Raw genomic sequence first — 25,547 nt, forward strand, 5'->3', positions numbered from 1 at the left:
GAACTCCGGCAGTGGTCGGGTCTCTCGACCGATCACGCCTTCAGTTCGTTGTCGATGAAGTCGAAGATCTCGTCGTCGGAGGCGGCGTCGATCTTCTCGGTGAGTCCGCCGTCCGCCGTCGTGCCGCCGCCGTACCGGGCGGCCAGCGCGGTGAGCCGCTCGACCAGCTGGGCGCGCGACCGCTCGTCCAGGGTCAGCGCGGCCAGCTCCGCGTCCAGGCTGTCGAGCCTGCCCAGCAACGGCGGAGCGTCCACAGTGGACAAACTGATGGCCGCCAGGTTCTCCGCGAGCAGACCGGCCACCGCTTCCGGCGCCGGGTAGTCGAAGATCAGCGTGGCGGGCAGCCGCTGCCCGACCGCCGCGTTGAGCCGGTTGCGCAGCTCGATCCCGGTCAGTGAGTCGAAGCCCATCTCGAGGAAGCCCCGCTGCGGATCCACCGCTGCCGCGCTCTGATGCCCGAGCACGGTGGCCGCGTGCCCGCACACCAGGTCCAGCAACACCTCGGCCCGGCCGTCGTGGTCCAGCCCGGCCAGTCTGCCGAGCAACGCGGCCTGTTCGCGGTCGTCCCCACTCGTGGTGGAGGCGGTACCCGCCGCGCCGCGACGGGCGGGCGCCCGCACCAGTCCGCTCAGCAGCGGCGGCAGCGTGCCCGCCTTGGCCTGGGCCCGCAACACCGCGGTGTCCATCGGGGACGGCATCAGCACCGGCGAGTTGTGCCGCAGCGCTTCGTCGAACAGCGCCAGACCGTCCTCGTCGGAGATCGCGAGGCCGCCTTCCCTGGCGATGCGGCTCAAGTCCGCCGCGCCCAGCGTGCCGGTGAGGTTGCTGGTGCTCGCCCACAGTCCCCAATCCAGCGAGATCGCGGGGAGCCCGGCTGCCCGGCGCTGCTCGGCCAGCGCGTCCAGCACCGAGTTCGCGGCCGCGTAGTTCGCCTGCCCGGGGCTGCCGTAGACCCCGGCGCCGGAGGAGAAGAGCACGAAGGCGCTGAGGTCGAGGTCCTTCGTGAGCTCGTGCAGGTGGATCGCGGCGTAAGCCTTGGGGCGCAAGGTCTTGTCCACCCGTTGCGGGGTGAACGAGCCGAACACGCCGTCGTCCAGTACCGCGGCGGTGTGCACCACCGCGGTCAGCGGCCGGTCGGCCGGGATCGTTCCCAGCAGGGCTCGGATCTCCTCCCGTTCGGACACGTCGCAGGCGGCGACCGTCGCTTCGGCGCCGAGTTCGGCGAGGTCCGCGACCAGTGCGCCGACACCTTCGGCCTCGGGTCCCTGCCTGCTGACGAGCAGCAAGTGGCGGACACCGTGCCGGGAGACGAGATGCCGGGCGAGGAGACGGCCGAGGGTGCCGGTGCCGCCGGTGATCAGTACCGTGCCGTCCGCGTCGAGCGTCACCGGCTCCCCGGTGGGCTGCCCGGCTCGGGCAAGCCGCGGGACGAGCACCTGTCCCGCGCGCACGGCGAACTCCGGTTCCCCGGTGGCCAGCGCGCCGGGCAGCGCCCGCAGGGAAGCCGGGTCATCGTCGACGTGCGCCAGCACCAGCCTGCCGGGGTTCTCCGCGGTCGCGGACCGGATCAGACCGGTGATCGCGGACTGTGCCGTCGCGTCACGGACCACCAGCACCAGTTTCGCGTCGGCGAACCGCTCGTCGGCCAGCCAGTCCTGCGCCAACCCGAGCACCCGGCCGGTCGCCGCCCCGATCGCGGTGGTCAGCTCGTCCTCGGCGGCCGGGGGGCAGGTGGCGAGGACGATCGGCGGGATTTCGGCGAGTTCCTTCGCGAGCACCGGAAGATCCGCGTACTCGACCGGTTCGAGGCCGGCGGCGCCGAGGCCCAGGTGGTCGCCGCCCACCAGTACCGGCCGTTCACCGGTCCGTGGTTCCACCGGCAGGGGCGTCCAGTCCAGCCGGTAGAGCGCGTCCCGGCCGGCGGACCTGGCCGCGGCGAGTTGTTCCGCCGACACGGGGCGCGCCACCAGCGAAGCGACCGACGCCACCGGAGCCCCGGCGAGATCGGCCACGTCGACGGCCACGGCGTCGGGCCCGGCGGGCGCGACCCGGACGCGCAGTGCGGCGGCGCCGGTGGCGTGCAGGGTGACGCCGGTCCACAGCAGCGGGAGGCGGGTCTCCCCGTCCTCGTCGAAGCCGCCGAGTTCGGTGGCCTGCATCGCCGCATCCAGCAGGGCGGGATGCAGGCCGTACCGGTCCGCGGTGAACCGGTGCGCCTCGGGCAGGGCGACCTCGGCGAACACCTCGTCGTCCCGGCGCCAAGCGGCCCGCAGGCCCTGGAACGCCGGTCCGTACTCGTAACCCTGTTCGGCCAGCCCGGCGTAGAACCCGGCGACGTCGACGGCTTCCGCGCCCGGCGGGGGCCAGGCCGTCAGGTCCTCGGTGGCCGCCGGTGCGGCCGGGCTGAGCACCCCGGCGGCGTGCCGGGTCCACTCGCCGTCGTCGAGCCTGGAGTAGAACTCGACGCCGCGGCGACCGCCCTCGCCGGGCTCGGCCACGACCAGCTGCAGTTGCACGCCGCCGCTGCGAGGCAGGACCAGCGGGGTCTCCATGGCCAGTTCTTCGAGGTGACCGCAGCCGATCTGGTCGCCTGCGTGGATGGCCAGTTCGAGATATGCGGTGCCAGGGAACAGGATCGTGCCTGCGACGGCGTGCTCTGCCAGCCAGGGGTGGCTGTGCACGGACACCCGGCCGGTGAAGAGGAGCCCCTCACCGTCCGCGAGTTCGACCGCCGCGCCGAGCAGCGGATGGTCGGTGGCGCCGAGTCCGGCGGACACGACGTTTCCGTTGCCGTTCACGCCATCCGGCCAGTAACGCTCGTGCTGGAACGGATACGTGGGCAGGTCTTCGGGGACGGTCCCGGCCTTGCCGAGCAAGCCCCGCCAGTCGACGTCAGCGCCGTGGCAGAACGCCTCACCCGCAGAGAGCAGGAATCGCGCCAGACCGCCCTCGTCGCGGCGAAGTGTGCCGACCACGGGGACGTCGACGGTGTCCTCGATCGCCATCGTCAACACCGGATGAGCGCTGACTTCGACGAACATCTGCTGACCTTCGCTGGCCAGCTGCTCTACCGCGTCCGAGAACCGCACTGTCTGGCGCAGGTTCCGATACCAGTAGCCGCCCGTTAGTTCCGTGGTGTCCAGCCATCGGGAGTCCACAGTCGAATAGAACGGAACCTCGCCCGTCCGCGGCGTCACTGGCGCGAGCAACTCCGCGAGCTGCGTTTCGATCCGTTCGACGTGGGCGGAATGGGACGCGTAATCCACCGCCACCAAACGGGCCCGGACACCGTCGGCCTCATAGTGAGCTTTTGCCTTCGCGAGTGCGTCGGGGTCACCGGAGAGCACCACGGCGTTCGGACCGTTCACCGCAGCGATCGACACACCCTCATCGACTTCCGTCACCGGTGCGGCCACGGACAGCATCCCGCCCAGACCAGCCAACTCCGCGGCGATGGCCTGACTTCGCAACGCCACCACCCGAGCCCCATCCTCCAGGCTCAAACCACCAGCCACCACCGCGGCCGCGATCTCACCCTGGGAGTGACCCACCACGGCGGAAGGAATCACACCGAGCGAACGCCACACCTCGGCCAGCGACACCATCACCGACCACAACACCGGCTGAACAACATCAACCCTGCTCAGCGCAGCCTCATCGTTCAGCACATCCAACAGAGACCAGTCCACAAAGGACCGCAAAGCGCTGTCACATTCCGCCATGCGTGACGCGAAAACCGGGCTCTCTTCCAAGAGAGCCGAGGCCATGCCCAGCCACTGCGAACCCTGACCGGGGAACACGAAGACCACACGCTCAACACCAGAGCCGGAACCCCGCACCACACCCGCGGGCTGCTCACCCCCAGCCAATGCGGCCGCCAAACCAGCCTGATCCTCACCGACGAGCACCGCACGATGCCCGAACACCGAACGACCCGCGAGCCCGGCGGCGACGTCGGCCGGATTGCGGTCGAGGCCGTATTCGGCCACCCGGGACGCCAGCGCGGTGAGTGCTTCCGGGGTCTTGCCCGTCATGACCCACGGCAGCACGGGTGGGGCCGCGGAAACCTCGGCTTCGACGGGTGGTGCTTCTTCCAGGATGACGTGGGCGTTGGTCCCGCTGATCCCGAACGCGGACACGCCCGCCCGCCGCGGCCTGCCGGTTTCGGGCCACTCGACGGAGTCCGTCGCCAGCCGCACCTCGCCGGAAGACCAGTCCACATGCGGAGAAGGCTCGGTCACGTGCAGCGTCGCCGGGATCAGCCCGTGTTGCATCGCCATGACCATTTTCATCACGCCCGCGACACCCGCGGCCGCCTGCGTGTGCCCCAGGTTCGATTTCACCGAACCGAGCCACAAGGGCCGATCCCGATCCTGGCCATACGTCGCCAACAACGCCTGCGCCTCAATCGGATCACCCAACGTCGTCCCAGTACCATGCGCCTCCACCGCGTCCACATCAGACGCCGAAAGACCCGCATCCGACAACGCCGCACGAATCACCCGCTGCTGCGAAGGACCATTCGGAGCCGTCAAACCATTCGACGCACCATCCTGATTCACCGCAGAACCACGCACCACCGCCAACACCCGATGCCCATTACGCCGAGCATCCGACAACCGCTCCAAAACAACAACACCAACACCCTCAGCAGACCCAAAACCATCAGCATCCGCCGAAAACGCCTTACACCGACCATCCACCGCCAACCCACGCTGACGCGAAAACTCCACAAACATATCCGGCGACGCCATCACCACCACACCACCAGCCAACGCCAAACCACACTCACCCCGACGCAACGACTGCAACGCCAAATGCAACGCCACCAACGACGAAGAACACGCCGTATCAATCGTCACCGCCGGCCCCTCCAACCCCAACGCATACGCCACCCGACCCGACGCCACACTCGCGGTGTTGCCGACTCCGACGTAAACGCTGTCAGGCGCCTGGTTCAGCTGATCGGCATAGTCCTGATAGGACATTCCGAAGAAGACTCCCGACGAACTGCCCGCGAGGGACAGCGGGTCGATGCCTGCCCGCTCGAAGGCTTCCCAAGACGTCTCCAACAGCAACCGCTGCTGCGGATCCATCGCCAGCGCCTCACGGGGCGAAATCCCGAAGAAGCCTGGATCGAACTCGCCTGCCCGGTGCAGGAAACCGCCGCGGCGGGTGTAGGTCTTGCCCTCGGCCGCCGGGTCCGGGTCGTAGAGCGCCTCGACGTCCCAGCCGCGGTCGACCGGGAAGTCCGTGATGCCTTCGCCGCCGGTGGCGAGCATTCGCCACAGGTCTTCCGGGGTCTCCACGTCGCCCGGGTAACGGCAGCTCATCGCCACGATGGCCACCGGTTCGTCCGTGGCTGCCACGGGGACGGCCGTGACCGGCGCGGTGCTTTCGGCCTCGCCGAGGACCTCCTTGCGCAAATGCGCGACCAGCGCCGCCGGTGACGGGAAGTCGAAGATCAGCGTGGCGGGCAGTCGGAGCCCGGTGATCACATTCAGCCGGTTCCGCAGCTCGACCGCGGTCACCGAGTCGAAGCCCAGTTCACGGAAGGCCTTCTTGGCCTCGATGCGTTCGGCGTCGGCATGTCCGAGCACGGTGGCGATCTGCTCGCGGACGAGTCGCATCAGCTCGCGATCCTGGTCGGCGGCCGGCTGGTTCGCCAACCGTGCGCCGAGTTCGGAGGCCGACGCGGGGGCCGCGTTCTTCGCCGTGCCCGCGCCGACCATGTCGCCGCCCGCGCCGGAGGCGAGCATCCGCCGCACGTCGTCCACCCCGTGCAGGAACGGCCGCGCCCGCGACGAGGTGAAGGCGAGGAAGAACCGTTCCCAGTCGATGTCCGCGACGGTCAGGAAGGTTTCGTCGTGGTCGAGTGCCTGCTGGAGGATGGCCAGCGACAGCTCGGGGCTGACGTCCTTGAGCCCGTGCCGCCGGGACAGTTCCCCGCCGTCGCCCTCGGCCATACCGCCGCCTGCCCACGGTCCCCAGGCGACGGCGGTCGCGGTGCGGCCGTGCGCACGGCGTTGCTGCGCGAAGGCGTCGAGGAACGCGTTGCCGGGCGCGTAGTTGCCCTGGCCCGGCCCGCCGGTGGTGCCGGCGAACGAGGAGAAGAGCACGAACGCGGAGAGGTCGCGGTCCTTGGTCAGCTCGTGGAGGTTGCGGGTGCCGCCGACCTTGACCTGGGTGACCCGGTCGATCTGCGCGGTGGTGAGCGAGTCGATCAGGCTGTCGTCGAGCACCGCCGCCACGTGGAACACCGCGCTGACCGGGTGTTCGGTGAGTACTTCGGCGAGCGAAGCACGATCGGCGACGTCGCAGGCCACGATCGTCACCGGGCATCCCAGCTCCGCCAGCTCGTCGCGGAGTTCCGCGGCGCCGGGGGCGTCGGGGCCGCGGCGGCTGGTGACGAGCACGTGCCCGGCTCCGTTGCGCGCGAGCCAGCGGACGACGTGTGCCCCCAGCGCGCCCGTTCCCCCGGTCACCAGGACGGTGCCCTCCGGTCGCCAGGTCCGGACCGGGACGTCCCCGGCCGGGGTGCGCAGCAGGCGGCGGACGAGGACGCCGGTGGCACGGACGGCGAGCTGGTCTTCCTCCGCGACGTTGCCGAGCGCGCTCGCCAGTCCGGCGAGGGCGCCGTCGGTCACGTCGGCGGGCAGGTCCACGAGGCCGCCCCAACGCTCGGGGTGTTCCAGGCCGACGACCCGGCCGAACCCCCACACCTGGGCCTGTGCCGGATTCCGCGGCGCCTCGGCCGGGGTCACGGACACCGCGCCGTCACTGGCGCACCACAGCAGCGCCCGCACACCGGCGTCCCCGAGCGCTTGGACCAGCGCGACGGTGAGCGCCAGCCCGAGCGGTGCCGCACGGTGGACGCTGTGGCCGTTTTCGTCGAACGCGAGCAGGGAAAGGACACCGGTGGGTTCGACCCCGTCTTCGAGCGCCGTCCGGAGTTTCCCGGCGAGCACCGCGCGATCGGTGTCCTGCTCGTCGAGTTCGAGGTGCCGCACCGCCGCACCGGCCCGGGTGATCGCGTCGAGTGCGCCGCGGACCCACGGGTGCCCGCTGTCCGCGGCCGAAGACAGCACGACCCACGTGCCGTCGAGTTTCGGGACGCCGGGCGGATCGAGCGGCTGCCAGGAAACGCCGTACCGTTTGCTGTCCTTTTCGGCCTGCTCCTGATGCCCGCGATACCAGGACGTGAGGGTGGGAAGCACGGCCTGCAGCGCGGCTTGCTGGTCTTCGGACGTACCGAGGGTCTTCGCCAGACCGGCGAGGTCCTCCTGGCCGACCGCGTTCCAGAAGCGAGCATCCACAGTGGACTCCGCTGCGACCGCGAGATCCGGCTGGGCATCGGTCAGCCAGAAGCGCTCGTGCTGGAACGGATACGTGGGCAGATCCTCGGGGACGGTCCCGGCCTTGCCGAGGAGCGTGTGCCAGTCGACGTCGGCGCCGTGGCAGAACGCCTCACCCGCCGAAAGGAGGAACCGGTCCAATCCGCCTTCGTCGCGGCGTAGTGTGCCGACCACCGGAACGTCGACGGTGTCCTCGATCGCCATCGTCAACACCGGATGAGCACTGACCTCGACGAACATCTGCTGACCTTCGCTGGCCAGCTGCTCTACCGCATCAGCGAACCGCACTGTCTGGCGCAGGTTCCGATACCAGTAGCCACCCGTCAGTTCCGTGGTGTCCAACCATCGGGAGTCCACTGTGGAATAGAACGGAACATCGCCAGACCGCGGCGTCACTGGCGCGAGCAACTCCGCGAGCTGCGTTTCGATCCGTTCGACATGGGCGGAATGGGACGCGTAATCCACCGCCACCAAACGAGCCCGGACACCCTCGGCCTCGTATCGGGCCTTCGTCGCGGCCAACGCCTCGGGGTCACCGGAGAGCACTACCGCGTTCGGGCCGTTCACCGCAGCGATCGACACACCCTCGCCGACCTCGGTCACCGGCGCGGCCACCGACAGCATCCCGCCGAGACCAGCCAGCTCGGCAGCGATGGCCTGGCTCCGCAAGGCCACCACCCGAGCCCCATCCTCCAGGCTCAAACCACCAGCCACCACCGCCGCCGCGATCTCACCCTGAGAATGACCCACCACGGCAGAAGGAACCACACCGAGCGAACGCCACACCTCGGCCAGCGACACCATCACCGACCACAACACCGGCTGAACAACATCAACCCGGCCCAACGCAGCCTCGTCGTCCAGCACGTCAAACAACGACCAGTCCACAAAGGACCGCAAAGCGCTGTCACATTCCGCCATCCGCGACGCGAAAACCGGGCTCTCCTTCAAGAGAGCCGACGCCATACCCAGCCACTGCGAACCCTGACCAGGGAAGACGAACACCACACGCTCAACACCGGAACCAGAACCCCGCACTACCCCAGCAGGCAACCCGCCCGACGCCAACGCGGCCGCCAGACCGGCTTGGTCCTCGCCCACGAGCACCGCACGATGCTCGAACACCGAACGACCGGCGAGCCCCGCCGCCACACCCGCGGCGTCACCGGAATACCGGGAGAGCCGACCGGCGAACGCTTCCACCGCCTCCGGCGTCTTAGCCGAGATCACCCATGGCCGCACGGAAACCGGCACGGTGGGCGCGGGAACGATCTCCGGCGCCTGCTCCAGGATGACGTGGGCGTTGGTCCCGCTGATCCCGAACGCGGACACTCCCGCCCGCCGCGGCTTGCCGGTGTCCGGCCAGTCCCTTGCCTCGGTCAACAGCTCGACAGGGCCGGAGTCCCAGTCGATCTTCTCGCTCGGCTCGGTGACGTGCAAGGTCTTCGGCAGCACGCCGTGTCGCATGGCGAGCACCATCTTCATCACCCCGGCGACCCCGGCCGTGGCCTGTGTGTGTCCCAGGTTCGATTTCACCGAACCGAGCCACAAGGGCCGCTCTCGATCCTGGCCATACGTCGCCAACAACGCCTGCGCCTCGATCGGATCACCCAACGTCGTCCCAGTACCATGCGCCTCCACCGCGTCCACATCAGACGGTGAAAGACCCGCATCCGACAACGCCGCACGAATCACCCGCTGCTGCGAAGGACCATTCGGCGCCGTCAAACCATTCGACGCACCATCCTGATTCACCGCAGAACCACGCACCACCGCCAACACCCGATGCCCATTACGCCGAGCATCCGACAACCGCTCCAAAACAACAACACCAACACCCTCAGCAGACCCAAAACCATCAGCATCCGCCGAAAACGCCTTACACCGACCATCCACCGCCAACCCACGCTGACGAGAAAACTCCACAAACATATCCGGCGACGCCATCACCACCACACCACCAGCCAACGCCAAACCACACTCACCCCGACGCAACGACTGCAACGCCAAATGCAACGCCACCAACGACGAAGAACACGCCGTATCAATCGTCACCGCCGGACCCTCCAACCCCAACGCATACGCCACCCGACCCGACGCCACACTCAGCGACGTGCCGTTGCCCGTATACGCCTCGACCTCTTCGGGGATGCGGTTCAGCCGGGAGGCATAGTCCTGATAGGACATACCGACGAAGACACCGGAAGCACTGCCCGCCAGGGACAGCGGGTCGATCCCGGCTCGTTCGAACGCCTCCCACGAGGTCTCCAGCAGCAACCGCTGCTGCGGATCCATCGCCAGCGCCTCACGGGGCGAAATCCCGAAGAACCCCGGATCGAACTCGGCCGCGTCGTAGAGGAACCCGCCACGGCTGGTGTAGCTGGTACCGGTGCGGTCCCGGTCCGGCGAGTACAGCCCGGCCAGGTCCCACCCGCGGTCCTGGGGGAAGTCGCCGATCCCCTCGCCGCCGGCGGCGAGCATGTCCCAGAACTGTTCCGGCGTGCTGACGCCGCCGGGGAACCGGCAGCTCATCGAGACGATGGCGATCGGCTCGTCCGCCGTCACCGCGGTCGTCGCCGCGACCGGGGTCTCGGACTCGCCGAGCAGCAACCGGCGAATGTGGGTGGCCAGGCTCAGCGGCGACGGGAAGTCGAAGACCAGGGTCGCGGGCAGCCGCAACCCGGTCGCGGAGTTCAGGCGGTTCCGCAGTTCCACCGCGCTCACCGAGTCGAAACCCAGTTCACGGAAGGCCTTCCGGTCGCCCACCGCGTCCGTACCGCTGTGCCCGAGCACCGCCGACGCCTGCGCCCGGACCAGCTCCAGCAGCATCCGGTCGCGGTCCGCGGACGGCAGCCCGGCCAGCTTGCCCACCAGCGAGCCGTCGGCCGAGGCGGCGGCCGCGGCCACGCGCCGAGGCCCGCGCACGAGGCCCCGCAGCAGGGCGGGAAGCGTGTCCGGCTGGGCGCGCAGAGTCGCGCGATCGAGCGACATGGGCAGCAGGACAGGGTTTTCCCCGCCGAGGGCAACATCGAACAACGCGAGTCCCTGAGCCGGGGTCAGCGGCGCCTGCCCCTCCGCGGCCAGCCGTCGAAGGTCCACTTCGGACAGTCGCGCCGTCATCCCGACGCCACCGCCCCAGACACCCCACGCCAGCGACACCGCGGGCGCACCCCCGGCGACACGGGCCTGCGCGAGCGCGTCGAGGAAGGAGTTCGCGGCGGCGTACGCGGCTACCCCGGCGCCACCGAACGTCCCGGCCACGGACGAGAAGAGCACGAACGCCGCCAGCCCGGTACCGGCGGTCAGCTCATGCAGGTTGCGCGCACCGTCCACTTTGGGCCGGAGCACCGCGGACAGGCGGTCCGGGGTGAGGTCCTCGACGAGGCCGTCGTCGAGGACGGCCGCGGTGTGCACCACCGCCGTCAAGTCCGCGATACCGTCGAGCAGCGCGGCCGCCGACTCCCGGTCGGCGACGTCGCAAGCGGTGACGGTGACCTCCGCACCGGCGGCCACCAGTTCGGCCCGCAGCTCCTCGGCGCCCGGCGTCCCGATCCCGCGGCGGCTCGTCAGCACGAGCTTCCGTATCCCGTGCGCGGCCACCAGATGCCGGGCGAGCAGCGCGCCCAGCCCGGCGGTGCCGCCGACGACGAGCACCGTCCCGCCGTCGTCGAGCCGTCGCACGGCCGGTGCGGGCACCCTGGTCAGTTTGGGCAGCAGTACCGTTCCCCGCCGGATGGCGGCCTCGGGCTCCCCGGACGCGATCACCACGGGCAGCTTGGCGGCGGAAGCCGGTTCACCGTCGAGGTCGACCAGCACGAACCGGCCGGGGTGTTCCACCTCCGCCGAGCGCACCAGACCCCAGACGGCGGCCTGCGCGGGGTTCGTGCCGTCGGTCGCGCCCCGGGTGACCACCACGAGCTTCGCCGCGCCCCGGCTCTCGTCCGCCAGCCACCGCTGTACGGCGGCGAGCGCCGCGGCGGCGGTTTCGTGCACCTGCGCCGAATCGTCGGACAGGTCGGCGATCTCGTGCTCCGGGGTCTCCCCGGTGGTGAGCGGCCTGGTGGTCCAGTCCAGCCGGAACAACGAATCCGGCGGCAGATGACCTTCGCGCTCCAGCGCCACCGGGCGGGTCACCAGCGAGTCCACCGAGACGACCGGGGCACCGGTGCCGTCCGTGACCTCGACCCGCACCGACTCCGCGCCGGCCCGGGTGATCCTGGCACGCACGTTCGTCGCGCCCGCGGCGTGCAGCGTGACCCCGGACCAGGCGAACGGCAGCCGGGCCGGGCCGGTGACCGGCCAGGCCAGTTCGGTCGCCTGAAGCACCGCGTCCAGCAGCACCGGATGCAACCCGAACCCGGCGGACTCCTCCGTTTCGGGCAGCACGGCTTCGGCGAAGACCTCGTCCCCGGCGAGCCAAGCGCCCCGCAGCCCCTGGAAGGCCGGACCGTAGACGCAGTCCTGGGCGGCGAACCGGTCGTACAGACCGTCGAGCGAAAGCTGTTCCGCTCCCGGCGGCGGCCAGGCGAACCGCTGCCCTTCGCTGTTCGAAGCCTGCCCCAGCACGCCGGCGGCATGCCGCGTCCAAGGCGTGTCCAGCAGTTCTCCCCCGGCGGGCCGGGCGTGCACCACCAGCGTCCGGCGGCCTTCGCCATCGGGGCTGCCCACGGTCAGCTGGAGTTCCACCGCGTCCCGCTCCGGCACGATCAACGGCGCTTCGAGGGTGAGTTCCTCCAGTACTTCCGCGCCGAGACGGCTGCCCGCGTGCAGCGCTAGTTCCACGAAAGCGGTGCTCGGCACCAGGATGTTCCCGGCCACGGCGTGGTCGGCCAGCCAGGGCAGTGCGGCGACCGACAGGCTCGCGGTGAACAGCTGCGCGTCGTCGCCCGCCACCCCGACCAGCGCGCCGAGCATGGGGTGCCCGGCCGGGCCGAGGCCGTAGGCGGCGAGGTCCGCGGGCCCGCTTTCCCCGGCGTCGAGCCAGAACCGCTCGCGCTGGAAGGCGTAGGTCGGCAACGGTGACGGGGTCGCTCCGGCGAAGTAGCCGCTCCAGTCCACCGTGACGCCGCGGACATGAGCTTCGGCCAGCGAGGCCAGCACACGATCCTGCCCGCCGTCGTCGCGGCGGAGTGTGCCGAGCGCGGCCGCGTCGGCACCGGCGGCCTCGATCGTTTCCCCGATCGCGGCGGTGAGCACCGGATGCGCGCTGATCTCGATGAACGCGCCGTGCCCCGCGTCCAGCACCGCGCGCACGGACTCGGCGAACCGCACGGTCTGGCGCAGATTCCGGTACCAGTAGCCGCCGTCGACGACGGGGGATTCCAGCCAGGACTGGTCCACAGTGGAATAGAACGGGATGCGCGGGGTGCGCGGGTCGATCGGGGCGAGCACGTCGAGCAGATGCGTCTCGAGTTCGGTCACGTGCGCGGAATGCGAGGCGTAGTCCACCGGCACCAGGCGGGCGCGGATACCGTCCGCCGTGCAGGCGGCCTGCAGCTCTTCCAGTGCTTCGGGGTCACCGGAGACTACTGTGGCGCTCGGCCCGTTGACGGCGGCCACCGACAACCGGTCACCCCAGCCGCCGAGGCGCCGCTCGACGTCGGCCACCGGCGCGGCCAGGGACAGCATGCCGCCACGACCGGCGAGGCTCGCCGCGATCGCCTTGCTGCGCAGGGCCACCACCCACGCGGCGTCGTCGAGGCTCAGCGCTCCCGCGACACAGGCGGCGGCGATCTCGCCCTGTGAATGGCCGATGACCGCGGCCGGTTCCACCCCGGCGGACCGCCAAAGTTCGGCCAGGGACACCATGACCGCCCACAGCACCGGCTGCACCACGTCGACCCGCGTCCAGCACGGGTCCTGCGCGTCCGCGCCCAGCGCGTCGAGCAGCGACCAGTCGACGAACTGCTCCAGCGCGGCCGCGCACTCACGCAGCCGCTTCGCGAACACCGGCGAGCTTTCCAGCAGGTCAACCGCCATGCCCGCCCACTGGGAGCCCTGGCCGGGGAAGACGAACACGACCTTGTCGGCGTTCTCCGCCACGGTCGCGCGCACGGTGCCCGCCGGCACCGAACCCTCGGCCAGGCCGGACACCCCGGCGAGCAGCTCGTCGAGCACCGAGCCGGTCACCACCGCGCGGTGCTCGAACGCCGTCCTGGTAGTGGCGAGCGCGGTACCGATCTCGGCCACGCCAGGCGCTTCGAGCTCCGCCACGAAGTCCTTCAGCCTGGCGGCCTGTGCGAGAAGCCCGGCTTCCGACCGCGCCGACAGCACCCAGGGCACCCGACGGTGAGTGTCCTTTTCGGACTCGGACGCGGGCACCGGCTCGGGCTCGGGCAGTTCGAGAATGGTGTGCGCGTTGGTCCCGCTCATCCCGAACGAGGACACCGCCGCCCGGCGCGGGCGGTCCAGTTCCGGCCACGGCGTCGTCTCGGTGACCAGCCGCACGGCGCCCGCGGCCCAGTTCACGAACGGCGTCGGCTCGTCGACGTGCAGGGTCGGCGGCACGACGCCGCGGCTCATCGCCTGCACCATCTTGATCACCCCGGCGATACCGGCGGCGGCCTGGGTGTGCCCGATATTCGATTTGACCGAGCCGAGCAGGAGCGGGCGGTCGCCCGGCCGGTCCTGGCCGTAGGTGGCGAGCAGGGCCTGCGCCTCGATCGGGTCGCCCAGTTTCGTCCCGGTGCCGTGTGCCTCCACGACGTCCACCTCGGCGGGCTCCAGTCCGGCCGACGCCAGTGCCTCGCGGATGACCCGCTGCTGGGAGGGGCCGTTCGGCGCGGTGAGGCCGTTGCTCGCGCCGTCGGAGTTCACCGCGGAGCCGCGGACGAGCGCCAGCACGCGGTGTCCGTTGCGCTTCGCGTCGGACAGCCGCTCGACCAGGACCAGACCGGCTCCCTCGCCCCAGCCGGTCCCGTCGGCGGCGGCCGCGAACGGCTTGCAGCGGCCGTCGGCGGCCAACCCCTGCTGGCGGCTGAAGGCGACGAACGACGCGGGGCCGGACATGACCGCGACCCCGCCGGCGAGCGCCAGGTCGCATTCGCCGCGGCGCAGTGCGGCCACCGCGAGGTGCAGGGCGACCAGGGACGACGAACACGCGGTGTCCACGGTGATCGCCGGACCCTCGAAGCCGTAGGTGTAGGCGATCCGGCCCGAGACCACGCTCGCCGCGGTCCCGGTGACGAGGTAGCCCTCGAGCCCGTCCTGCGCCTGGGCCGTACGCGGGCCGTATTCGTGGTTCTCGGCGCCGACGAAGACGCCGGTCCGGCTCCCGCGCAGCGAATCCGGAGTGAGCCCGGCCTGCTCGAAGGTCTCCCATGACGTTTCCAGCAACAGGCGCTGCTGCGGATCCATGGCCAGCGCCTCACGCGGACTGATGCCGAAGAACGCCGGATCGAACCGGTCGGCGTCAGCGAGGAACCCGCCCCGGCGGGTGGTGCTCACGGCACGGTTACCGTCGTCCTGGCCGAACAGGGCCGCGAGGTCCCAGCCGCGGTCCTCGGGGAATCCGGCGGTGCTGTCCGCACCTTCGGCGATCAGCTCCCAGAACCGGTCCGGGGTCTCGGCGCCGCCGGGGAAACGGCACCCCATCGCGACGATGGCGATCGGTTCACCGTCGTCGTGGACCGTCCGCGCGCTGGCCGCTCCGGACGCGGTGCGGCCCAGCAGTTCACCTTCGAGGAACTCGACCAGCGCCGACACCGTCGGCTGGTCGAAGGCCATCGTCACCGGGAGATCGAGCCCGGTCGCCTCGACCAGCCCGCGGTGCAGGGCCACCGCGGCGAGGGAGTCGAAGCCGAGGTCCGTCAGGACCGTTCGCGGGCCGACCGTCTCCGGCCGGACATGCGCCAGCACGTCCGCGACCTGGTCCCGGACCAGCCGGAGCAGCGTCCGGGCGCGCTCCGCGGCGGACGCGGCCGTCAAGCGGTCGCGCAGCGCGGCCGTCCGGACGGAGTTCTCAATGACATCATCCGCACTGGCCATGGCCAACGACTCCCCATCTCAACCTGTTGTCCGAGCGAACCGGCACCGCGCCGCGGTCAGCCCCGCCGGTGCCGCAGCACCGTGGTCTGGTTCACCTGTTCCACGATGAAGTTCTTCTTGGTGACCGCGAGCCGGAACCACATCCGGTCCAGTCCCACCACACAAAGCCTGCGCACGCCGAGCCCGGCCAGCGCACCGGCCGTCGAGCGCCACTCCAGCGGGCGCAGGAAGCCGCTGAGCACCAGTTCCCGCACCGCACGGCCGGTCCGCAGGACCGAACCGTCCACATCGGACACGACGGGCACGGACGGGTCGGCGAACACGGTGCCGCGCAGCACCTCCGCCTCGATCCGGTCGCGAAGTGGCCCGAAGGCACTGCAGTGCGCGGCCGGGCGCATGGCGTACAACGAGTACCCGCCTGCCCGGCCGACCCCGGCGGTGAACTCCTCCAGATGCTTCTCCGCCATGGTGATCAGGTAGTGGCCGTCGTCCACGTGCCCGGACAGGTCGTACCAGACCCCGCGATCGGACAGATCCGACAGCAGCTCGTCCATCCGTTCGGCGGCCACCCTGGTCACCACCTGGGTGACGAGATCCTGGTGCGCGGTGCGGAAGTAGTCGAGTTCGCACTCGCCGACCCCGGCGGCGATCCGGACGGCGTCGGCGAACGGCAGGCATTCCGCGTACGCCGCGGTGATCAGCTCGCCGAAGCTCATGCCGACGCAGAAGCCGGGCTCCCCCAGGTTCTCTTTCGCCCAGTCCGCCAGGGAAAGCGCGTTCACCAGAGTGGCGGCACGAGCCGCGGGGGACGCGTAGTCGTCGGATTCGCGCAGCGCGCGGGTGACCGAGTAGCCGAGCACCTCGTCGGCGACCGCCAGCCGATCGCGCGCGAACGGGCTGAGTACGAGGAACTTGCCGATCTCGGCCAGCTTGAACCCGTCCAGGCCGGGAAAGAAGTACGCTGTTTCCGCCGCGGTCATTCCCCGGCCCCGGTGGCGAGTTCGGTGAGCTGACCGCGGTCCGGTTTTCCGTTGCGGTTCAACGGGAACCGCTCGATCACGCGGATCCGGTTCGGCCGTTCGGACTCCGCCAGCACGTCGTCGACCAGCGGCCGCCAGTGCGCGGGTTCCCGCAGCTGTTCGTCCTCGACGAAGAGCGTCAGGCGCGCGCCCCGCTGCTCGTCCGGCAGCGCGATCAGCTTCGCCGAGCAGCCCGCGGCGCTCAACTTGCGCTCGATGATCTCCGGATACAGCGTGAAGCCGTTGCGGTGCACGGCGAACTTACGGCCGAGGACGAAGACGTTGCCGTCCGGGTCCAGATAGCCGAAGTCGCCGCTGCGGTAGGTCTCCTGGTCGACAGGGGCGACAGTGCCGTCTTCGGCGAGGTAGCCGGTCAGGATGTCCGGGGTGTGGATGATCAGCTCGCCGACCTCGCCGGCGGCCACCGGCCGGTCCTCGTCGTCCACCGCCTCCACCGTCAGTCCCGGCATCGCGCGGCCGCAGCCGACAGCGTTCTCCGAGGTGGCGAAGGCGACGTTACCCGCTTCCGTGCTGCCGTAACTGTCCAGCAGCGGCAGCCCGAACTCTTCGACGTAGGCGTCCACCAGCGGCCCGTCCAGCGGCGCGGCACCACTGCAGAACATCCGTACCGTGCGCAGCTGGTCTTTGACCTGCGGGCGTTTGCGGAGGATGTTGAGCATGCTCCGGTAGGTGGCCGGGGTCGCGTCGACGACGGTGGCCCCGCACTGCCCCGCCATGAGCATCGCCCGGTCCGGGCGGCGGTAGGGCGCGATCACCAGCGAGCACCGGGCCAGCCAGGCGATGCCCACCATGGAAAGGCCGTACTGGTGCGAAAACGGCAGCAGCGGCAGCAGGACGTCCTGTTCGGTGTGGCCCACCTGGTCGGCGTTGCGCCGCAGGTTGCGCAGGAACCGGCCACCGTTCTTGACGATGCCCTTGGGTTCGCCGGTGGAGCCCGAGGACCACATCAGCAGGCTGTCCGGCAGCTCGCACCAGTCCTCAAAGGACACTCGGGGATACGCGGGGGCGAAGCCCGGCGCGTCGATCATCAGCTCGTAGATGAACGACGTGTCGTCGACGTCGGCCAGCGGCGCGTCGTCGTCGGCGATGATCAGTTTCACACTGGCGCGCTGCGCGATCCGGCGCGTCTCCTCCGGACGTTCCTGCTGGTCCACCAGCACGATCGAGGCGCCGACGTGCATCAGCGCGAACAGCGTGCTCACGTACCCGGCGGAGTTGCCTGCCTTGAGCATGACACGGACGCCGGGTCCCGCACCCCGCTGCCGCAGCGCCTCGGCGACGCCGACCACTTCGCGTTCGAGTTCGGAAAAAGTACGCACCGAGTCCGGGGCGAAAATTCTCGCAGTCATGGTATTCCTCCACACCGGGACGGAAATCGCCGGAACTACCCGGCATCATGGGCGAACCAACGCAAGTACCGCCGAAGCGAGCCTAAAACCGTTGTTCGGGAAGGGATACCCCTATCACCCCCTTCACCCCGCACCCCGCCCCAACCCCTGTCCCGCGAACGGGACCGGCCGGTTCAGGCGATATGGCGCATGCGTTCCCAAAGCCGCGGCCAGCTGTCCAGCGGCTTGTCGCAGATCCAAAGCGGGATGTCCAGCGCCAGGTTCTTCAGTCCGTTGTAAGCGTTTCCGGTCGTGCCGACCGGTCGCACCGAGCCGAAGTACTTCCCCAGTTCGCCGGGATCGGACCCGGCGAACAACACCGTCGTCGTGTTCTCCGGCGGGACACCGAAATACGCGTAGCCACGGTGCGCGCTGTAGACGGCGAGCCCCGGCGCGAACTTGTACAGGGCACCTGCCTGGGCGTAGTCCGCGGTGAGCACGACCGTGCCGGGCGGCATCGTCCGCCGCGTCCGCTCGACGGCGTCCGCGAACTCCGGCCAGCCCACGGTCTGCGCCGATTCGGCAGGCCCCTGGGGGGAGCTCGCCAAGGAGGCCACCGGATAGATCGGGAGCATCAACGCGGCGGCCAGCGCGGCCGAAACCGGCAGCACCGGCCAGGCCACCCACGGCACCCACCGGGTACGCGGCGACGGTCCGAGCCCGGCGGCGCCCGCGGCCAGCAACAACGGGAAGACCCCGGCCAGGTAGTCGGCGCGGCCGTTGATCGCGATGAACACCACCAGCAGGGCGACGACGGTGAATCCGAGGAACCGCCATTGCCGCAGCCTGTCCGACCACAGCAGCCGTCCCGCGCCGAACAGGAGCAGCAGCGCGGGCAGCCCGGCCAGCGAAAGCAACGTCGGCAGGTAGCCGACCCGGCCGCCGGTGGCTTCGGCGCTCTGCGCGATCGCTTCGCTCATCTCGATCTGCGGCCAGCCGTTCGCCGCCTGCCAAAGCACGGTCGGCAGCGCGCAGACGCCCGCGATCGCCGCACCCGCCCAGAGCATCGGACGGCGCAGCAGTTCCCGCCGTCCGGCGAGCGCGGCCGCCGCCACCGCGAACACCAGGAAGAACACGATCAGGTACTTGGCCTGCAACGCCACCCCGGCGGCGATCCCGAGCAGGAGCAGCAGCCGGTCGTCTCTGGTGCGCACCCAGCGCACCAGCAGCAGGGTGGCCAGCGCCCAGAAGAACATGTCCACCGAGTTGGTCGCCAGCCAATGCCCGGCCAGCAGCGTGATCGGCGCCGCGCCATAGGCCGCCGCGGCGATCACCTGCGCCCGTCGCGCGCCGCCGAACTCGCGGGCGATCATCGCCGTGACGAACACGCCCAGCACCGCCAGCAGGATCGCCGGCAGCCGCAGCACGACCAGCGAACCGCCCGAGATCTGGTCGAGCGCCCAGGCGAGCAGCGGCACCAGCGGCGGCTGGTCGACGTAACCCCAGTCCGGATGCGCGCCCGCGGCGAGGAAGTAGAGTTCGTCCCGGTGGTAGCCGTAGGAGCCGCTGGTGACCAACAGCGCCAGCCCGACGACGGCGGCCACGATCGCGACCGGTGCCCGGGCGAACACCGGTCGACGATCGGCGTCGACTTCCTGGACCTCGCTTGCCGTCGAGATCGCCGAAACGCTCTGCTCCACTGAGATCCCCCACCGCGCTGGGCCCCGGGGTTCCCGGGCGACTTCGCCCGACCGTACTGTCGGGCGCGCTCCTTCCTCTACCGCGGGAAAGTGTTCTGGGGCCGCGTAGGGGATGGCTAGGGGTTCGTCCCGGCACGGCGGGGAAGACTTCCGTGGAACGATTGCGGTCACTGGTTGTTCCCGTTTCGCGGAGAGGACTTTCCATGGTGACCGCCACCCAGAGCCGCGTCGGTGATCTCCGGCTGGGCACGACCCTGCTCGCCGCCAAGGCGCTGGTCCGGCTCAGCGGGGTGCTCGGCGATCCGTTCGCGGATCTGTTGCGCGGCCAGGAGAATCCGTACCCGGTGCATCAACGGGTCCGGGAGCTCGGGCCGCTGCACCGCAGCAAACTCGGGCCGTGGCTCACCGCCAGCCATCCGCTGATCGACTCGATCCTCCGCGACAAACGCTTCGGAATCCGTACCACCGACGGAAAACTGATGAACGGTGGGCTCAAGGACGCGCCGAAACTGGACGTGTCCTTCCTGGAGCTGGACCCGCCGGACCACGGCAGGCTGCGCCGCTTGGTCGCGCCCTCGTTCGGCCCGCGCACGATCGAGCGGTTCCGGCCCGCCGTCGAACGCGCCTGCGAGGAGCTGCTCGACGAGCTGGAGCGCGAAGAGACTTTCGACCTGATGTCCGGGTTCGCCACCCGGCTGCCGCTGGTCGTGATCGGCCAGTTGCTCGGCATCGGCGAAGAGCGCTGGACGGACTTCCTGCGCCACGGCGCGGTGATCGGCGCGACGCTCGACGGCGTCAGCTCGGTGAAGTTCGCCAAGCAGCTGCGTATCTCGATCCAGGAACTCACGGTCCTTTTCGGCGAGCTGATCGACCAGCGGCGGGCCGATCCCCGTGACGATCTGACCACCAGTCTCGTTCAGGCGAGGGCCGAGGAGAAGCTGACCGCCGAGGAACTGGTCAACATCTTCGGCCTGCTGGCCATCGCGGGGTCCGAGACCACGGCGAACCTGATCGGCAACGGCACGCTCGCGCTGCTGCGGCATCCCGACCAGTGGGACCAACTGCGCGAAAACCCGGACCTGGCGGCGAAAGCCGTCGAAGAGACACTGCGCTACGAGTCGCCGGTGCAGCAGTCACAACGGTTGCCGCACGAGGATGTCGAGCTGAACGGCACGGTCATTCCCGCGGACACCCAGGTGGTGCTGCTGATCGGCGCGGCGAACCGCGATCCCGAGGTCTACACCGAACCGGACCGGTTCGACCTCAACCGCACGGACGGCCCGGACCACCTTTCCTTCTCCAGCGGCATCCACTACTGCATCGGCGCGCCGCTGGCCCGGCTGGAGGGCGAGGTGGCGTTCCAGGCCCTCGCCGCCCGGATGCCGAAGCTGAAGCTGGCGGGCGAGCCGAAAGTACGCCGGTCGCTGGTGATCCGCGGTCTGCGGACCCTGCCGCTGAGCGGGCAGTGAGGCGTCACTCAGGGTGAGAGGGTTCGAGTGTGGAGGATTTGGGACGTTGAACGTCCCAAATCCTCCACGCTCGGGGGTGCGCCGGGTCCCGGGGCATGTCCCTGATCCTGTGTTGATCAACCTAGGCGACCGGGCTCGAACCCGCGACGATGAAGAGGTAGACGCGCGCCACAGGACTCGGTCGCACCACAAGGCCCCCTTCACACCCCCTGGCGTACCACCTTGAACAGCTCCGGGCCACGGAGCTCGAGCCGGCGATACGCCTGACGGCCGCACTGCCACCACATCAGCGCACCGACGCACACGCCGACGGGCACGGCCAGCCAGCTGAGCGCGGGGCGGCCCTCGGCCAACCCCAGGATCAGCAGTGCGGTCGACGGTCCGATCGCGGTGAGCAGCAGCGGGACGAGGCCCAGCTGGAGGTAGTGCGGGTTGGTGCCCGAGGTGAACGGATTGCTGTCGGAGTTCTGCGGCACCGGGTACGCGGCGATCACCGAGAGCAGCACCACCGAGCCCGCGCAGCCACCGATGCCCGCGGGCAGGAGCGCGAGCACCCACGGCCAAGCCCAGTCCAGTCCACTGAAGACGGTGAAGCCCACGGTGAGCGCGATACAGAACGGCGCCACCACGAGCGCCCACGCCAGCTGACGGCCACGGACGTCGGCCCGCGCGGAATCGGGCGCCACCAGGGTGTGCCACATACCGCCACCGTCGAGTCCGTAGAGGTTCGAAGTCTCCGCGCAGGCGAGGCCCAGCACGAACAACCCGGCGAACGGCAGCAACAGCTCGGCGCCGCTCAACGCCGGCACCACCGCGCCCGGCAGCGCGGCCAGCGAAGTGACCAGGACCGCCCGGCGACGCGCGTCGCGGCCCCAGGTGAGCAGTTCCTTCTGGACGACGCCGCCCAGCGGGGTCGCCGGCAGCAGCCGGACGAGCAGCCCGTCGGATCCGGCCCGGCGGCTGCGGCCGGTCGCGGCCCTGGCCGTGATCCGGCGTTCGATCAACGGCGCCCACGCGAGCAGGAGCAGCGCGATCAGCACCGCGAGTCCGAGCAGCGCGCCGAGCGCGATCGGCCAGTCGGCCCGTGCCGCCGCCTCGACCGCCGCCATCCCCCAGCCCGACGGCAGCAGGTGCAGCAGCGTGGAGAACCCCGGCGCGTTCCCGCGCACGATCTCCGGGCCGAGTGACTGGATCGGGTACCGCAGCAGGAAGCCGCATACGCAGAGCGCCGCGACCAGCAGCAGCGCCAGATCCCGCCCACGGCGTGACCTCAGCGCGGCGCCGAGGGCGGCGAGGACCACCCGGGAGGCGAGGACGAAGAACGCCGTCTGCAGCAGCAGTGCCGGAATGGCGACCAGCGTCGCGGCGGCGCCGAGACCGGCGCCGAACACCACCAGCGCGACTCCGGCGAGGAGGGTGACCAGCGCTCCGCCACCGACGAAGGCGACCCCGAGCAGTCCGGTCGCCAGCTGGCGGGAGGTCATCGGGAACAGCACGAAATGCTCCGGGCGCAGGGTCTCGTCCCCGCCGCCGGAGAGCAGCGGCACGATGATCCAGCCGACGAACCAGGCCAGGAACACCAGGCCGAGCAGGTCCGCGGTGATCTCGTCGGTGTCGAGGCCGACCGCCGCCAGCCCGATGGTGAGCGCGGCGCCGAGCAGGCCGAGCAGCAGCTTGGCGATACTGGTGATCGCCTGCTCCGGCCGGAAGGAATGCGCCAGCACCCGCAGGCGCATCCGGATCAGGACGACAGCCACGCGAGCCCCTCCGCCCCTTCGGTGTGCCCGCCGACCAGCGCGACGAACGCCTGCTCGAGACCCTGTTCGCCGCCCCGGACCTCGTCCACCGGCCCGACCGCGACCACCTTGCCGTCCGCCATCACGCCGACGTGGTCGCACATCAGCTCCACCAGCGCCATCACATGGCTGGACAGCACCACCGCGCCGCCCGCGGCGACGAACCGGTTGAGGATGATCCGGATGGTGGCCGCCGACACCGGGTCCACCGCTTCGAACGGCTCGTCGAGCACCAGCAGCTTCGGGGCGTGCAGCAACGCGTTGGCCAGGCCGATCTTCTTCCGCATCCCCGCGGAGTAGTCCACGATCAGCGTCCGCTCGGCCTCGGCCAGCCCCATCACCTGCAGCAGCTCGGCGGCCCGCGAGTTGGCGGTCTCCCGGTCCAGGCCACGAAGGAGGCCACTGTAGACCAGCAGCTCACGGCCGGTGAGCCGCTCGGGCACGGACAGGCCGTCCGGCAGCACCCCGATCAACGCCTTGGCCTTCGCAGGCTCACGCCACACGTCCACACCGAAGATCCGCACCGAGCCGGCGTCCGGTCGCAGCAGGCCGACGGCCATGGACAGGGTGGTGGTCTTTCCGGCGCCGTTCGGCCCGACCAGACCGAAGAACGAGCCGCGGCGGACGGTGAGCTCGGCCGAGTCGACCGCGACCTTGTCACCGAACACTTTCCGCAGCCCGGAGATCTCCAGCGGGGCCGAGGCGTCGTCGGTCGTCACAGGGGCCGTCGTCGCTTCTCGCACCGCTCGATTGGAGCACAGCCCGCCGCCGCACACCCTCGTCAATCGGTACCAGGCTCGGCAGTCGCCTCCTCCCTTTTGATGAGGCCGATATCCCTCTCTACGCCGATCGTCAGGACATGCGGAGATCAATAGCATCGGTGCAATCAGATCATTATGTCCGATTTTCCGGCTACGGCGGAGGGTGCAGATGACCGCGCGAATGGCTCGGAAGTGCTCATTACTGCTGGTCACGTTGCTTGTCTTGGCAAGCGGTTGCAAAGAGACCGACCAGGCCAACGCCACGACCAGCAAGGCGAAGGCGTGCGTGCAGGCGCTCAACCTGGCCGCCATGGTGCCGGACTACAAGAACCGTGAGCGGGACGCCGACGAGCTCCAGAGCCGGGCGAACCGGCTGCGCGATCTGGCCGGAAAGGTCACCGACAAGGAGGTCGGCGGGGCCGTCGGCGGACTCGCCGACCAGTACGCCAAGTCCCAGCGGAACAAGCGCGAGACGGTCGAGACGTTCGCCACCTGGGTCCGGGACACCGTCCGCAACATCGACAAGCTCAAACAGGTGTGCATCTCATGAACAACGGCGGCGCGACAGGCTCAGGCGGCACCCGCCTGATACACGTGGACGCGCTCCGCGGGTTCGCCCTGCTGGGCATGCTCGCCGTGAACATGGCCTTGTTCTCCTCCGGTTACGCCTTCACCGGAATCGCGGACCCGACATTAAATTCCTGGCTGGACGACGCGGTCGAGTGGACAATCTTCTTTTTGTTCACGATGAAGTTCTATCTGCTTTTCTCGTTCCTTTTCGGATACAGCTTCACCCTGCAGATGGATTCGGCCGAGCGTAGGGGTAACCCCTTCAAGCCCGCCTTCCTCAGGCGGCTCGCGGCCCTGTTCGCCCTCGGCATCGCGCACGCCGTACTGCTGTTCCCCGGTGACATATTGGCGACATACGCCGTTCTCGGTCTGATTTTGCTCGCTGTCCGTAACATTCGCCCACGGACAGCGATGGTGATCGCGGGTCTGCTGACCGTCGCCACCACGATCGCGATGGTGCTGGTCGGCCTGTCCGGCGCGATCGCCACGGACCCGGCGTCGGCGCTCATCGAGGGCGCCCGATCCACCGAAGCACTGCGCGGTAGCGCCGGCCAAGTGCTGTCCGAACACCTCAAGACGCTGCCGTGGAGCCTCGGCACGCTCGCCGTGCAGGGCCCGCTCGCCCTCGCCTCCTTCCTGATCGGGCTGGCACTGGGCAAGCGCCGGGCGCTGGCGGACCCGAGCGCACACGGGCAGGCACTGCGGTTGCTCCAGTGGGTCGGCCTGCCGATCGGGCTCTCCGGAGCGCTGATCTTCGCCAGCTTCGGCGGCACCCACGACACACTGGCCACCGCGGTCGGTTATGCCACCGCACCCCTGCTGACCGCTGCTTATGTGGCCACGGCCCTGCGGGTCTTTCAGTCGCCGCGCCTGAAGATACCGACCGGTTTCCTGGCCGCCGGCGGCCGGATGGCCCTGACCAACTACCTCACCCAGTCGCTCGTCTGCGCCCTGATCTTCACCGGCCTCGGCGCCGGACTGATCGGCAAGCTGCGGCCGGGCACCGTGCTCCTGCTGACCCTCGGCCTGTTCGTCGTCCAGCTCGTGGTGAGCAAGCTGTGGCTGCGGCTGTTCCGTTACGGCCCGGTCGAATGGCTGCTACGCGCGGTCACCTATGGCTCCTGGTCCCCGGCGCCCACCGGCGCGCAGACCTCGAAGGTGGTCACCTGATCTCAGACTGAGGAGGTAAAAGCCTCGTTAATCCTTGGCTGCGGCGTGACCCGCAGGCCAGTTGGCCACTAACCAACCGACTAGAGTCGGGACGAGTGGCGGTACCGTCATGCCCGCATGCGGAAAGAACGACCCCACTCAACCCCTATTCTGATAGGACCCCCTACTCGCCCCTCCCCATAAACGCCGTTCCCGCAGCTCCATTCAGGTGAACTCGCCTGAAGAAGCAGCGCTCCGCTCACCGCTACCCTGAGATCGGTCCCGGTGGGAACTGTCACCGTTACACCCGATCAGGTGGTACGGTAACTTCACTCACACGTGGATTCTGGGGAATTGACGCTGAGTCAATGGAACGGTGATGTCACAAAAGCC

General features: G+C 69.9%; 9 protein-coding genes. 3 read left to right on the forward strand and 6 right to left on the reverse strand.

All coding sequences use genetic code 11. The features are described from left to right. Positions 1-32 precede the first annotated feature (32 nt). The 4 genes from SD37_RS43910 to SD37_RS26680 form a co-directional block, all read right to left on the reverse strand. Complete coding sequence (locus SD37_RS43910; protein WP_145926735.1) at positions 33-15,341, reverse strand: type I polyketide synthase; 15,309 nt, start codon at positions 15,339-15,341, stop codon at positions 33-35. Positions 15,342-15,397: 56 nt separating this feature from the next. Then, positions 15,398-16,321, reverse strand: coding sequence for an ACP S-malonyltransferase (locus tag SD37_RS26670; protein WP_044849877.1), 924 nt, complete (start codon positions 16,319-16,321; stop codon positions 15,398-15,400). Then, the gene (locus SD37_RS26675; RefSeq protein ID WP_044849878.1) at positions 16,318-17,730 is read right to left on the reverse strand and encodes a class I adenylate-forming enzyme family protein; all 1,413 of its coding nucleotides are present in this window, start codon (positions 17,728-17,730) and stop codon (positions 16,318-16,320) included. The genes SD37_RS26670 and SD37_RS26675 overlap by 4 nt, the downstream gene beginning before the upstream one ends. Before the next feature lie 173 nt (positions 17,731-17,903). Further along, complete coding sequence (locus SD37_RS26680) at positions 17,904-19,409, reverse strand: ArnT family glycosyltransferase (protein ID WP_044849879.1); 1,506 nt, start codon at positions 19,407-19,409, stop codon at positions 17,904-17,906. 203 nt (positions 19,410-19,612) lie between these two features. On the opposite strand from SD37_RS26680, the gene SD37_RS26685 reads away from it, so the two are divergent. After that, positions 19,613-20,878, forward strand: a complete 1,266-nt coding sequence (locus SD37_RS26685; protein WP_044849880.1) for a cytochrome P450 — start codon at positions 19,613-19,615, stop codon at positions 20,876-20,878. A 200-nt stretch (positions 20,879-21,078) separates the two neighbouring features. Here SD37_RS26685 and SD37_RS26690 read toward each other — a convergent pair whose 3' ends face one another. Both SD37_RS26690 and SD37_RS26695 read right to left on the reverse strand, forming a co-directional pair. Then, a complete protein-coding gene (locus SD37_RS26690) occupies positions 21,079-22,635 on the reverse strand; it encodes a hypothetical protein (protein ID WP_145926736.1) in 1,557 nt (518 codons plus the stop codon). Beyond that, on the reverse strand, positions 22,620-23,393 hold the full coding sequence (locus tag SD37_RS26695; protein ID WP_044849881.1) for an ABC transporter ATP-binding protein: 774 nt from the start codon (positions 23,391-23,393) through the stop codon (positions 22,620-22,622). The genes SD37_RS26690 and SD37_RS26695 overlap by 16 nt, the downstream gene beginning before the upstream one ends. A 265-nt stretch (positions 23,394-23,658) precedes the next feature. Here SD37_RS26695 and SD37_RS26700 point away from each other — a divergent pair, with 265 nt between their 5' ends. Together SD37_RS26700 and SD37_RS26705 are read left to right on the forward strand one after the other, a co-directional pair. Next, a complete protein-coding gene (locus SD37_RS26700) occupies positions 23,659-23,985 on the forward strand; it encodes a hypothetical protein (protein WP_236725126.1) in 327 nt (108 codons plus the stop codon). Then, positions 23,982-25,175, forward strand: a complete 1,194-nt coding sequence (locus SD37_RS26705; RefSeq protein WP_044849883.1) for a DUF418 domain-containing protein — start codon at positions 23,982-23,984, stop codon at positions 25,173-25,175. The genes SD37_RS26700 and SD37_RS26705 overlap by 4 nt, the downstream gene beginning before the upstream one ends. Positions 25,176-25,547 lie beyond the last annotated feature (372 nt).

This window comes from Amycolatopsis orientalis (assembly GCF_000943515.2).
Lineage (GTDB): Bacteria > Actinomycetota > Actinomycetes > Mycobacteriales > Pseudonocardiaceae > Amycolatopsis > Amycolatopsis orientalis.